Origin of the sequence: Nakamurella deserti (assembly GCF_003260015.1) — a bacterium.
GTDB classification, from domain to species: Bacteria; Actinomycetota; Actinomycetes; order Mycobacteriales; family Nakamurellaceae; genus Nakamurella; species Nakamurella deserti.
In genome coordinates this window covers 1284456-1297803 of record NZ_QCXS01000002.1, presented here as the reverse complement: position 1 = coordinate 1297803, position 13348 = coordinate 1284456, and the positions used below count along the sequence as shown (strand labels likewise).

7 protein-coding genes are annotated in these 13348 nt (G+C 70.2%); 3 read left to right on the top strand and 4 right to left on the bottom strand.

The genetic code is table 11. The features are described 5' to 3' along the window. Window positions 1-40 precede the first annotated feature (40 nt). Entirely contained in the window at window positions 41-2188 is a 2148-nt protein-coding gene (uvrB, locus tag DB033_RS06000) for an excinuclease ABC subunit UvrB (protein ID WP_170315479.1), read from the top strand. A 1386-nt stretch (window positions 2189-3574) separates the two neighbouring features. Here the strand turns inward: uvrB and DB033_RS05995 are convergent. The 4 genes from DB033_RS05995 to DB033_RS05980 form a co-directional block, all read right to left on the bottom strand. After that, window positions 3575-4513, bottom strand: a complete 939-nt coding sequence (locus DB033_RS05995) for an ABC transporter permease (RefSeq protein ID WP_111765880.1) — start codon at window positions 4511-4513, stop codon at window positions 3575-3577. Then, entirely contained in the window at window positions 4510-7440 is a 2931-nt protein-coding gene (locus tag DB033_RS05990) for an alpha/beta fold hydrolase (protein WP_111765879.1), read from the bottom strand. Before DB033_RS05990 ends, DB033_RS05995 begins: the two co-directional genes overlap by 4 nt. Window positions 7441-7550: 110 nt before the next feature. After that, a complete protein-coding gene (locus tag DB033_RS05985; protein WP_111765878.1) occupies window positions 7551-8825 on the bottom strand; it encodes an MFS transporter in 1275 nt (424 codons plus the stop codon). Continuing rightward, on the bottom strand, window positions 8804-9475 hold the full coding sequence (locus DB033_RS05980; protein WP_420814023.1) for an MBL fold metallo-hydrolase: 672 nt from the start codon (window positions 9473-9475) through the stop codon (window positions 8804-8806). Before DB033_RS05980 ends, DB033_RS05985 begins: the two co-directional genes overlap by 22 nt. 48 nt (window positions 9476-9523) lie before the next feature. On the opposite strand from DB033_RS05980, the gene DB033_RS05975 reads away from it, so the two are divergent. Then, complete coding sequence (locus DB033_RS05975) at window positions 9524-10195, top strand: maleylpyruvate isomerase N-terminal domain-containing protein (protein ID WP_111765876.1); 672 nt, start codon at window positions 9524-9526, stop codon at window positions 10193-10195. Between the two features lie 135 nt (window positions 10196-10330). Further along, a complete protein-coding gene (gene uvrA, locus DB033_RS05970) occupies window positions 10331-13318 on the top strand; it encodes an excinuclease ABC subunit UvrA (RefSeq protein ID WP_111765875.1) in 2988 nt (995 codons plus the stop codon). Window positions 13319-13348 lie beyond the last annotated feature (30 nt).

Sequence of the window (13348 nt, the reverse complement as noted above, 5' to 3'; positions counted from 1 at the left end):
GCGACGAACACTGTCGGTGCCGCCGCGTAGCCTGACTTCCGTGGCATTCGCAGCAGAGAAACCCGTCCTGGCGACCTCCGAGTTCCGGACCGTGAGCGAGCTCCCGCGTACCGGCGGGCGCTTCGAGGTCGTGTCCGAGTTCAAGCCGTCCGGTGACCAGCCGGCGGCCATCGCCGAGCTGGAGAAACGGCTCGCGGCGGGGGAGAAGGACGTCGTGCTCCTCGGCGCCACCGGCACCGGGAAGTCGGCGACGACGGCCTGGCTGATCGAGAAGGTGCAGCGGCCGACGCTGGTGATGGCCCCGAACAAGACGCTGGCCGCCCAGCTCGCCAACGAGTTCCGCGAGCTCTTCCCGCACAACGCGGTCGAGTACTTCGTCTCCTACTACGACTACTACCAACCGGAGGCGTACGTCCCGCAGACCGACACCTTCATCGAGAAGGACTCGTCGATCAACTCCGACGTCGAGCGTCTGCGGCACTCGGCGACCCGGTCGCTGCTGTCCCGCCGCGACGTCATCGTGGTGTCGTCGGTGTCGTGCATCTACGGCCTCGGCACCCCGCAGTCCTACCTCGACCGATCGCTGCCGGTGCGGGTGGGGATGGACCTCGACCGCGACAAGCTGCTCCGCGCACTCGTCGACATCCAGTACACCCGCAACGACCTCGCGTTCACCCGGGGGTCGTTCCGGGTCCGGGGCGACACCGTCGAAATCATCCCGTCCTACGAAGAGCTGGCCCTGCGGATCGAGTTCTTCGGCGACGAGGTGGAGAAGCTGTACTACCTGCACCCGCTCACCGGCGACGTGCAGCGCGAGGTGGACGAGCTGCGCATCTTCCCGGCCACGCACTACGTCGCCGGACCGGAGCGCATGGAGAAGGCCATCAACGACATCGAGAACGAGCTGGCCGACCGGCTGGCCGAGCTGGACGCTCAGAACAAGCTGCTGGAGGCCCAGCGGCTGCGGATGCGCACCAATTACGACCTCGAGATGATGCGCCAGGTCGGGTTCACCTCGGGCATCGAGAACTACTCGCGCCACATCGACGGCCGGGCGGCGGGCACCGCGCCGGCCACGTTGATCGACTACTTCCCGGACGACTTCCTCCTTGTCATCGACGAGTCCCACGTGACCGTTCCGCAGATCGGCGGCATGCACGAGGGTGACGCGGCCCGCAAGCGCACCCTGGTCGAGCACGGCTTCCGGCTGCCCAGCGCTCTTGACAACCGGCCGTTGACCTGGGAGGAGTTCTCCGATCGGATCGGCCAGACGGTCTACCTGTCGGCGACCCCGGGCAACTACGAGCTCGGCCGGGCCCAGGGCGAGTTCGTCGAGCAGGTCATCCGCCCGACGGGTCTGGTCGACCCGGAGGTCATCATCAAACCGACCCAGGGCCAGATCGACGACCTGGTGGGGGAGATCCGGGCCCGGGCCGAGCGCGACGAGCGGGTCCTGGTCACGACGCTGACCAAGAAGATGAGCGAGGACCTCACCGACTACCTGCTCGAGCTGGGGATCAGGGTGCGCTACCTGCACTCGGAGGTCGACACCCTGCGACGGGTCGAGCTGCTCCGCGAGCTGCGGATGGGCGAGTACGACGTCCTCATCGGCATCAACCTGCTCCGGGAGGGCCTCGACCTGCCCGAGGTGTCGCTGGTGGCCATCCTCGACGCCGACAAGGAGGGCTTCCTGCGGTCGGGTACGTCGCTCATCCAGACGATCGGCCGTGCCGCGCGGAACGTGAACGGTCAGGTGCACATGTACGCCGACCGGATCACCGCGTCGATGGCCACCGCCATCGAGGAGACCAACCGGCGACGCGAGAAGCAGGTGGCGTACAACCTCGAGATGGGGCTCGATCCGCAGCCGCTGCGGAAGAAGATCAACGACATCCTCGAGCGGGTGTACGCCGAGGCGGAGGACACCGTCGCCATCGGTGGCTCGGGACGCAACATGTCCCGAGGTCGTAAGGCCCAGAGCGAGCCCGGTGGCACCTCGGCGGGCATCTACGCCGGGCACCCCACGGCGGGCATGGCCCGTGGTGAGATGGCGAGCCTGGTGCAGCAGCTGACCGACCAGATGCTCGCCGCGGCCAAGGATCTGCAGTTCGAGCTGGCCGGCCGGCTCCGCGACGAGATCTCCGAGCTGAAGAAGGAGCTGCGGCACATGGACGCCGCGATGGCCTGATCGGTTCGGGTGGCTGGCGCTGCAGGGTGGGAACCGGTGTCTTCCGTCTCGTGATCTCGGGCGTGGCTGCAGTCTTGAGAGGCCGGTACCGGGCCAGCCGGCGCGACGGGGTTCGAATGACCCGGGACGGTTCGTCGTCGCGCTCGGTGGGGCCGCTGCCGCTCCGGTGACGTTCGCCCGGCTGCGTCCTGCGGGTCTGCCCACTCGATGTGGATGGGCGCACCCTGCAGGGTGAGTAGTGTCCGATTCGTGCGGCAGATCCAGAGCCGCAACCGTGCGGACGGCTGCAGGTTCGCGCTCCCTGGGTTCACCTGTGAATGTGCCTGGTCGGATGCGCGCGCATCTGCCTTGCGGGGTGAGCAGACTCCGGTTGGCGGGGTGGATCCCTCGTCAGGCTCCATGGAGCCGCTGCCGCTCCGGTGACGTTCGCCCGGCTGCGTCCTGCGGATATGCCCACCCGATGTGGGTCTGCTCATCCTGCAGGGTGGGCAGACTCCGGTTCGTGCGGCAGATCTGGGGCCGGTTCTTCCGGACGCCGTCACTCACGTCTCGTGAAGGCCTCCGCAGAGCCAACCGGTGGGGTAGGTCCGGAGCTGGATTCGTTGCCGGCCGTCCGTGGGGCGGGCTCCGTCAGGTCTGCCCCGTTGCGGGCTGCGGATCTGCTCGTCCACTGTGGGGTGTGCTCAGCCCGCGGGGTGAGCAAATCCCGGTCGATGGGGCGAATCCGGAGCGAACTCCGGTTGAGGCCGCGGCTGCAGGCTCTGTGAGATTCGCCCGGCTGCGTCCTGCGGGTCTGCCCACCGAGTGTGGGTGTGCGCACCCTGCAGGGTGAGCAGGCTCCGGTAATGGGGCAGATTTGGAGCCGAATCCGGTTGACGGACGGCTGCAGGTTCGCGCTCCCTATTTCAGCAGCGGACCCGCGGATCTGCCCACCCGATGTGGGTGTCCGCACCCTGCAGGGTGAGCAGACTCCGGTACGTACGGCAGATCCTGAGCCGCAACCGTGTCGGACCTCTGCAGGTCTCCAGTCCAGGGGTTGACCAGCGGACCGGGGATCTGCCCACCCGATGTGGGTGCGCTCACCCTGCAGGGTGAGCAGACTCCGATTCGCGCGGCAGATCCTGGACCGCAACCGTGTCGGACCGCTGCAGGTCTCCAGTCCAGGGGTTGACCAGCGGACCGGGGATCTGCCCACCGGGTATGGGTGTGCTCACCCTGCAGGGTGAGCAGACTCCGGTTCGTGCGGCAGATTCGGGCCGGCCCGGAGCCAGGCTCTCGACGGACCACCGGCAACGGCGCCGCCCCGCGCGCTCCTCGACGACGACCACCGACCTGTACCACTCGAAGCGGACCTCCGACCGGGCTGGTGCACCCGGAACGGACAGCTCAGCTGGTGATGTCCTTGCGGCGGAACTTGAGGATGCCGAGGCCGAAGAAGATCAGCGCATAGGCGACGCCGGCGAAGCTGCCTCGCACCATGTCGTCCCAACGGATCGGATCCGACAGGGTCCCCGTCCAGGCGAACGAGTAGTGGGTGGGCAGGAAGTTGCGGATGTCGCCCAGCGCGTCGATCTGGTCGAGGATCTGGCTGAGGATGGTCAGCAGCACCGCACCGCCCACCGCGCCGAGCGGCGCGTCGGTGGACACGCTGAGCAGGAACGCGAGTCCCGCCACCCAGGACAGCTGCAGGATCATGAACACGACCACCACGCCCAGCCGGAACACCGTCGCGGCGAAGTCGAGCTGGTCGCCGACCGGCGTCGACAGCGGCCCGAAGCCGTACAGGATCCCGCCCAGAATCATCGCGGTGACCGGCAGCAGCAGGATCGCCAGGATCGACAGCGCCCCCGCCACCAGCACCTTCTGCCGCACCAGCCGCATCCGCGGCACCGGCATCGCCAGCAGGTAGCGCAGCGACGACCACGACGCCTCGGAGGCGATCGTGTCGCCGAAGAACAACGAGATCACCACGATGAGCAGGAAGCTCGCCGAGAAGATCATCGTCACCATGGCGAAGTTGCCGGCGCCGTTCTGCGCAAGGTCGACGATCGACGCGCGGGTGCTGCCCGAGCGGCCCCCACCGCCGTCGCCGTCACCGACGGCGAAGGCGATCGCCAGGATGATCGGCAACAGCACCATGAACCCGAGCGTGAACTGGGTCCGCCGACGCTTGAGCTGCCGCCGCACCTCCACCCCGAAGGGCAGCGTCCGGCCCGGGACGAAGCCCACCGCGACCCCGGACGGCTCCGCCGCTCCCGGCGCCGGCAACGACTCCAGCGCGGCGACCGCGGCGTCGGCCGAACGGTCCTGATGTACCGGACTCATGCCGAACTCCCTCTTCCGGTGGCGCCCACGAGGTCGAGAAAGACGTCCTCGAGGCGGTTGCGCGGTGCGGCCGAGGAGACGGCCACCCCCGCGTCGACGAGCGCGGCGATGGCCGCGGCGGGCGCGACGCCGGCCAGGTCGACGTGCACCTGCTGGTCCTCGATCTCGGCGCCGTCGACCCCCGGGATCCGCTGCAGCACGGTCCGCGCCCGCTCGGGATCATCCACGGTGAAGCTCATCTCGCCGGACAGCGCGACCAGCTCGGCCACCGTGCCCGACGCGATGACCTCGCCCTTGTTGACGACGACGACGTCGGTGCAGGTCTGCTCGACCTCGGCCAGCAGATGTGAGGACACCAGCACGGTCCGGCCGGTGGCCGCGTAGCGCCGCAGCACCTCACGCATGGCGTGGATCTGGGGCGGGTCGAGCCCGTTGGTGGGTTCGTCGAGGATCAGCAGGTCCGGCAGCCCCAGCATCGCCTGGGCGATGGCGAGGCGTTGCCGCATGCCCTGCGAGTACGTCCGCACCCGCCGGTCGACCGCGGTGCCCAGGCCGGCGATGGCCAGCGCCTCGTCCAGGTGGGCGAGCTCGGCCGGTCGGCCGGTCGCCGCCCAGTACAGGTTCAGATTGTCGATGCCGGTGAGGTGCGGGAGGAAACCCGAGCCCTCGACGAACGAGCCGATACGCGACAGCACCGGGGCTCCGGGAACGACCTTCTGCCCGAACACGGTGATCTCGCCGGCGCTGGGGTTGATGAGGCCCATGACCATCCGCAACGACGTCGTCTTGCCGGCTCCGTTGGGACCCAACAGCCCGACGACCTGACCCGGCCGGACGTCGAAGCTGACGTCCTTGACCGCCACGACACCACCCGGATACTCCTTACGCAGACCCGAGATGCGCAGCGGGATCCGTGCGAGCTCCGGGTCGGTCGCCGGCGTCCGCCGGCGTACCAGTCCGGCCAGCACCAGAGCGGTGATCGCCACCACGATCAACACGACGAGCGCGATCAGCAGCCCGAGCGGCACTTCCGATGTGGAGATGTTGCTGCCGCCGGCGACCGGCACGGTGAGCACCCCGTCGCCGGCGAGACCGACCAGGTGGACCGACGCCTGCGCCGGCAGGGCGTAGCCCTGGTCGGTGCTGGACACGACGAGTTGCACCGACGAGCCGGCGTCGACCTGCAGGGCGAAGCCGGTCAGCGACACCGGCACGTCCACGGTCCGACCGGGGGTCAGTCCGGTCACGCGGATCGGCGAGACCGCGCTGCCGGCGAGGGTGCGGACCCCGCTGGCGGTCACCTTGTACAGCTTGAGGAACAGCGTGGCGTCGCTCGACGCGTCCGCGGCGCTGGACAGCGGCGGTCCCGCGGTGACCGACAGCGTCGTCGTCGCGGAGCCGGTCAGCAGCAGCTGTGACGTGAGCGGATCGGAGGTGAAGGTCGCCGACTGACCGGGGATGTCGAGGCCCAGGGTCGCCAGCGCGGTCGAGGCCGTACCGCCGAGGCCCGGGAGCGACGAGACCGCCGCCGGTGTGCCACCCGGCGGGTTCACCACCGGTGCGGTGCGTCCGTTGAGGGTGACCGGCACCTCCGTGGCCGCGGCGCCGTCGATCCCGGGATATCCGTCGGCCTGCAGCATGCGGCTGCGCACGGACCCGGTGTCGGAGATGGCGCCGTCGATGGAGTAGCGGAAGCCGAGCGCCGGAGCGTCGCCCTCGTCGCGGAGGTAGTGGTCGAACCAGGTGTGGATCGCGGCGCGGGTCTGGTTGTCGATGCCGCCGCCGTCATGGCCACCGGCGAACCAGATGACGGACACGTCCGTGCCGTTGGCGGCGATCGCCTTGGCGTTGGCGTCGGCCTGGTCGAGCCCGAACAGGGTGTCCCGCTCGCCCTGCACCAGCAGCGTCGGCGCGGTGATCTCCCCGACGACCTGGGAGGGCGACGAGCGGTCGAGCAGGGCCTTGAGTTCCGGCGTCAGCCGACCGGTTTCGGCGACCTGCAGGTAGGCGGTGCACAGGTCGGTGGCGAGACGCCCACAGAGCGCGCCGGCGGCCGACGGGGCTCCGCCGGCCGCGCCGTTGCCGCTGGTGTCGCCGTTGCCGCTGGTGGCGCCACCGGGGGGCGTCGTCGGGTCGGACCCAGCGGGCTCCGAGCCGGTGGTTCCCGCGGACGACGACGCCTCGGAGGACGCGGAACCGGCACCGTTGGCGCCGCCGAGCAGGCCACCCAGGCCACCCGCGCCGCCGGCTCCACCCGCTCCGCCCGACAGGCTGATGGAGGTGACGAGCACGGACGCCCAGTACTTCTTGAAGACGCCGCCGAGGCTGTCGCCGCCGGCCGCTGCGCCTTCGGTGTCGGCGAAGTTCGGGAACAGCGCGTCGGACAGGTCGTGCCAGGTGATCAGCGGCACGACCGCGTCGACGCGGGGATCGATGCCGCCCAGCATCAGGGCGAGCGCACCGCCGTAGGAGCCGCCCATCACACCCACGCGGGGGTTGTCCGCGCCGTCCTGCGTGACGATGTCTCCGCGGGTGGCCAGGTAGTCGACCGCGGCCTTGCCGTCCTGGGCCTCGTAGTCCAGCGAGTCCAGGTGCACGTGGCCGGTGGAGGCGCCGAATCCGCGGGCGGTGTAGGCCAGCACGACGTAGCCGGCGGCGGCGAGATCCTGTGCGTCGTCGGCGACGGAGGCCTTGGTACCCCCCAGTCCGTGCGCCAGGATGACCGCCGGCGCCGGCGTCACCTCGGGGAGGTAGATCGTGGCGTCGAGGGTGACGGTGGGGTCCTCACCCTCGCCACCCGGTGCGGTGAAGGTGACGTCGTCTGTCGCGGCGGTGGCGGTGCCGCCCTTCGGCCACACCACGATCGCCAGGACGGCGACCAGCGCCACGGCCAACCCGATCAGCAGCCCGCGGCGGCGTCTCCACATGCGGTCCAGAGTGCCAGAGAGTGAACGGGACCCCGACCGTCGGTGACGGGGCGGCGCCGGACGGTTCGCTGCCGGCGCAACCCCGTGACCCGTCGGGGATCGCCCGGGACTCAGGCCGCGGCGGTGCCGCGACGGCTCCGGCGCAGCACCAGCACGCCGAGAGCGGCGGCGAGCAGGCACGCCACCGCGCCCATCAGCAGGCCGACCCGCCCGCCGTAGTACTCACTGACCGCACCGGCGATGGGACCGCCGATCGGCGTGGAGCCGAGGAACGCGACGCTCCACAGCGCCATCACCCGGCCGCGCATGTGCGGTGCGGCGGACAGCTGCAGGGTGCTGTTGCCCTTCGACAGGAACCCGATGCTCACCCCGCCGACGAGCGCCAGGGCCAGGTATTCCAGCGGCAGGCTGGGCGCGAGGGCCGCACCGGCGATGACGACGCCGAAGGCGACCGACGTCCGGATCATCGCGCGGGTACCGGTACGTCCACGCGCGGCGACCCACAGCCCGCCGACGACCGCCCCGACCCCCATCGCGGCGGTCATGAAGCCGTAGGTGCGGGCGTCGCCGCCGAAGGTGTCGGCCGCGACGATGGGCAGCACCACCTGGAACTCGTAGGCGAGGCATCCGACCAGCGCCATCATCAGCAGCGGCACAAGCAGGTCCGGTTCGTGCCGGACGTAGGCGAGCCCCTCCCGCAGCTGCCCTTTCGCCCGTGGCACCGGGTCCGGCGTGGTCAGGGCGGCCAGGTCCAGGGCGGTCAGCGACCAGACGACCGCGGCGAAGCTGACCGCGTTGAGCAGAAAGCACATCCCCAGTCCGCCCCAGCCGATGATGAGGCCGGCCACCGCCGGGCCGACCGCACGGGCGACGTTGACCAGGACGGAGTTCAGACTCACCGCGTTCCGCAGCTCGGTGGGCCCCACCATCTCCAGGATGAAGGTCTGCCGCGCCGGGTTCTCGAAGGCGTTGTTGAGGCCGAGGAGCACCGCGAGGACGTAGACGTGCCAGAGCTGGACCACGCCGGTGACGGTGAGCAGGCCCAGTGCCGCGGCGAGCACACCCATCGCCGACTGCAGGCGGATCATCAGGCGGCGCTTGTCGAGACGGTCGGCGACCACCCCGGCGTACGGGCCCAGCAGCAGCACGGGGAGGGTCTGCAGGGCGACCAGCACGCCGACGGCGGTGCCCGAGCCCGTCAGCTGCAGCACCAGCCAGCCCTGGGCGACCGTCTGCATCCAGGTGCCGACCAGCGACACGGACTGGCCGGCGAAGTAGCGCCGGAAGTTCGCGTTGGCGAGCGAGGAGAAGGTGTCGTGCCGGAATGCGCGGAGGCTCTGCCGTGGACCGGTGGACCGGCCGGTCACCAGCCCCGCTCGCGCCATTCCGCCAGGTGCGGGCGTTCCGCGCCGAGGGTGGTGTCGTCGCCGTGACCCGGGTACACCCACGTGTCGTCCGGGAGGACGTCGAAGATGCGCTGGGAGAGGTCGTCCATCAGGGACGCGAAGGCCGCGGGGGAGCCGGTCCTGCCGGGGCCGCCGGGGAAGAGCGAGTCACCGGTGAACAGGTGCGGGCTGCCTGCCGGGTCGCGGTAGAGCACCGCCAGTGAACCGGGCGTGTGCCCGCGCAGGTGGATGAACTCGATCGGGCACTCGCCCACGGCGTACGCGGTGCCCTGTTCCGGGAACACGTCCGTCGGGACCGGCAGCGCCTCCGCGTCGTCGCGGTGCGCGACGAGAGTGGCGCCGCCCTGGCCGGTGACGGCCTCCAGTGCCTGCCAGTGATCCTGGTGCTGATGCGTCGTGACGATGGTGCGCAGCCGTCGACGGGCGAGGTCCAGCGCCTCGGTGAGCCGCTCGGGCTCGGCGGCCGCGTCGATGAGCAGGGCATCACCGGTCGCCGCGCAGACGAGCAGATAGGCGTTGTTGTCCATCGGGCCGACCGACAGTTTGGTGATGCTCAGGTGCTCCAGCGAGCGGGTGACGGGCGCCCCGCCGGGATCGACGTGACCGCTGTATTCCGACATGGCGCCCACCTTAGACAGCCGTGCCGACAGTGCCCCTCCGACCTACGCTGGACGGTCATGGACGACGTCTTCGACGACACGGAATCAGACCGGTCCGACGGCGATCTGGTCCACGGACTCTGGACGACCTGGGCCGAACGGGGCGCCACCCTGACCGCGGCGCAGTGGTCGACGCCGACACGGCTGGCGGGGTGGACCGTCCGCGAGCTGTACGCCCACGTCGCTCCGGTTCCCGACGAACTGCTCGGCTTCCTGTCCGCCGGCGTCGACGGTCGGGCGGCCGTCACCGACGGTCGGGCGGCCGTCACCGACGGGGCGGGCATCCTGCGCGCCTACAACCGCGCCGACGGCCTCGCCTCCGCCGCCGCGCCGGCCGTGGCCGACGCGGCGGTCCGGACGGCGGCCGCGCTGTCCACCGCCGACCTCGTCGACCGGTTCCGGGGGGTCACCGAACCGTCCTTCGCCGCTCGGTTGCGGGCCGTGCCGCCGGACCGGGTGGTGGGGCATCCGGTGCTCGGCTCCGTCACGGTGGCCGCTCTGCTGGAGGTGGCGGTGATGGAGCAGACCGTGCACCTGCTCGACCTGATCGCGGCGGTGGGTGGACCCGCGGCACCGGCGGCGGCCGTGCGCCGGAGCCTCCAGGTCGTCGCCGCGGTGGCCGATCCGGTCGGGTTGCTCGAGGTGTTGACCGGCCGGGGCGGCACGTCCCTGCTGCCGGTCATCCGGTGACCGCAACCGGGAGCGACCGGTTCGTCGCCCCACCGGTCGGAACAGGTGTTCGATCGCTCACAGAACGGCCTGCGGGAGGGTCCGGCGGGGCAGGAAGAAGGTCACTGTCGGTACCTCCGCCTAGCATGGGATCCCGTGATGGAACGTCTGGTCGTCCGCGGAGCCCGCGAACACAATCTGCGCAACGTGGACCTCGATCTGCCCCGTGACGCGCTCATCGTCTTCACCGGTCTGTCGGGATCCGGGAAGTCCTCCCTCGCCTTCGACACCATCTTCGCCGAGGGGCAGCGGCGCTACGTCGAGTCGTTGTCGTCCTACGCGCGGCAGTTCCTCGGGCAGATGGACAAGCCCGACGTCGACTTCATCGAAGGTCTGTCGCCGGCGGTGTCCATCGACCAGAAGTCGACCTCGCGCAACCCGCGGTCCACGGTCGGCACCATCACCGAGATCTCCGACTACCTCCGGCTGCTGTTCGCCCGGATCGGCCGTCCGCACTGCCCGATCTGCGGCGAGTTCGTCACCAAGCAGACCCCGCAGGCCATCGTCGACCGCGTCCTCGAGATGCCCGACAGCACCCGCTTCCAGGTGCTCGCGCCGGTCGTCCGTGAGCGCAAGGGCGAATTCGTCGACCTGCTGTCGTCGCTGACGAGCCAGGGCTACTCACGAGTGCGGGTGGACGGCACCGTCAGCCTCATCGCCGACGTGCCCGCGCTGAAGAAGCAGGAGAAGCACTCGATCGACGTCGTCATCGACCGGCTGACCGCCAAGATGACGTCCCGGCAGCGCATCACCGACTCGGTGGAGACCGCACTGCGGCTGGCCGAGGGCATCGTGGTGCTCGAGTTCGTGGACGAACCGGAGGACGACCCCAAGGCCCGCTTCCGGCGCTACTCCGAGAAGATGGCCTGTCCGAACGACCACCCGCTGGCCCTGGACGAGCTGGAGCCGCGGTCGTTCTCGTTCAACTCGCCGTTCGGCGCCTGCCCGGAGTGCTCCGGCCTCGGCACCCGCAAGGAGGTCGACCCGGAGCTGGTCGTCCCCGACACCGAGCTCACCCTGCGGCAGGGGGCCGTGCACCCGTGGGCCGGCGGCCAGACCAGCGAGTACTTCGGTCGACTGCTGGAGGGCCTCGGCTCGGCCATGGGCTTCTCGGTCGACGTCCCCTGGCACCGCCTGCCGGAGAAGGCGCGCACCGCGATCCTCAAGGGATCCAAGGACCAGGTCCACGTCAGCTACAAGAACCGTTACGGCCGGCAGCGTTCGTACTACGCCGAGTACGAGGGCGTCATCCCGTTCCTCGAGCGGCGGGCGGCGCAGACCGAGTCCGACTACTCCCGCGAGAAGTACGAGGGGTACATGCGGGAGGTGCCCTGCCCGGCGTGTAGGGGCAGCCGGCTGCGTCCCGAGATTCTCGCCGTCACGGTCCAGGTCACCGGCGACGACGGGGTGGTCAGTGAGGTCAACCTGGCCACGATCTCGTCGATGTCCATCGGCGAGGCGGAGAAGTTCTTCCCGAACCTGGTGCTGTCCGAGCGCGACCGGATGATCGCCGAGCCGGTGCTCAAGGAGGTCGCGGCGCGGCTGGGCTTCCTGCTCGACGTCGGGTTGGAGTACCTGTCGCTGTCGCGGCCGGCGGCGACGCTGTCCGGCGGCGAGGCCCAGCGCATCCGGCTCGCCACCCAGATCGGGTCCGGTCTCGTCGGTGTCCTCTACGTGCTGGACGAGCCGTCCATCGGCCTCCACCAACGCGACAACCACCGGTTGATCCAGACGCTGACCCGGCTCCGCGACCTCGGCAACACCCTCATCGTCGTCGAGCACGACGAGGACACCATCCGGATCGCCGACTGGGTCGTCGACATCGGGCCGGGCGCGGGAGAGCACGGCGGCAACGTCGTGGTCAGCGGGTCGGTCGCCGAGCTCGAGGCCTCCGAGGAGTCCCTCACCGGCGCCTACATCTCGGGCCGGCGCGAGATCCCGGTGCCGCTCACCCGTCGCCCCATCGACAAGGACCGGATGCTCACGGTCGTCGGCGCCAAGGAGAACAACCTCCGGAACCTGACGGTCAAGTTCCCGTTGGGCACCCTCCTCGCCGTCACCGGCGTGTCCGGGTCCGGCAAGTCGACGCTGGTCAACGACATCCTGCACGCAGTGCTGGCCAACCGGATCAACCGGGCGCAGCTCATCCCCGGCAGGCACATCCGGGTCACCGGGGTCGAGCAGGTCGACAAGGTCGTCGGCGTCGACCAGTCGCCGATCGGCCGCACGCCGCGGTCCAATCCGGCGACCTACACCGGCGTCTTCGACCACGTACGCAAGCTCTTCACCTCCACGACGGAGGCCAAGGTCCGCGGGTACCAGCAGGGTCGGTTCTCGTTCAACGTCAAGGGCGGCCGCTGCGAGGCGTGTGCGGGCGACGGCACGCTGAAGATCGAGATGAACTTCCTGCCGGACATCTACGTGCCGTGCGAGGTCTGCAAGGGCGCCCGCTTCAACCGCGAGACGCTCGAGGTGCACTACAAGGGCAAGAACATCGCCGAGGTCCTCAACATGACGATCGAGGAGGCGGCGACGTTCTTCGAGGCGATCGGGCCTATCCACCGTCACCTCAAGACGCTCGTCGAGGTGGGCCTGGGCTACGTGCGGCTGGGCCAGCCGGCGACCACGCTGTCCGGCGGTGAGGCGCAGCGCGTGAAGCTGGCGTCCGAGCTGCAGAAGCGCTCCACCGGCCGGACCGTCTACGTGCTGGACGAGCCGACCACCGGTCTGCACTTCGCCGACGTCGAGAAGCTGCTCGGGGTGATCAACGGTCTGGTCGACAAGGGCAACACCGTCATCGTGATCGAGCACAACCTCGACGTCATCAAGACCGCCGACTGGATCATCGACATGGGTCCGGAAGGTGGTTCCGGTGGTGGACGGGTGATGGCCGAGGGCACACCCGAGACCATCGCCGCCACGGTGGGCTCCCACACCGGGACGTTCCTGCGACCGGTGCTGCGCGGCCGCGAGCCGAGCGGGACCACCCGCAAGACGGTCATCAAACCCACCCGCACGCCCGAGGTCGCCACGGCGGCCAAGGCGGCCGGCCGGGCGCGGTCGAAGGCTGCCCGTCTCACCTGAGTGGTGAGCGGCGCCACGGCCCGGGTCGGC